Source organism: Leifsonia sp. SIMBA_070, from assembly GCF_046534635.1.
GTDB lineage: Bacteria > Actinomycetota > Actinomycetes > Actinomycetales > Microbacteriaceae > Leifsonia.
The window spans coordinates 1-265 of the sequence record NZ_JAWRYK010000388.1 but is presented as its reverse complement, the minus strand read 5'-3'; the positions used below and the strand labels follow the sequence as shown (position 1 = coordinate 265).

Annotated in this window: 1 protein-coding gene; it reads right to left on the bottom strand. The window is 50.2% G+C overall.

Annotation, left to right across the window (positions count from 1 at the left end; all coding sequences use genetic code 11):
• Positions 1 to 187: hypothetical protein (locus tag SB754_RS20790; protein WP_410784248.1), on the bottom strand; the 187-nt coding region annotated here is incomplete at its 3' end.
• Between the last annotated feature and the right edge of the window lie 78 nt (positions 188 to 265).

The window sequence follows — 265 nt, the reverse complement described above, 5'->3', positions numbered from 1 at the left end:
GAGAGCTTGATTCAAGTTCTTCTAGAATTTCACAGTGCCGATCGAAAGCCGCTCTATTCGTCGTGGCTTTGACGAAAAAGGTCCCTAGTTGCGTGCTGGCTTCGTACACGATCGTGCCGTCTCGCTCGACAATGGGTGTAAGGCTGTCGGCTCGTACGAGTTTTTTCAATGTGGCTAGATCTTTCATTTTTGGAACTCTCGGTTTCGATGTTGCCGTGACTACGAGGAGTGATTGTTGTGGCAGTGGATCGTTGACTCGGCTGGC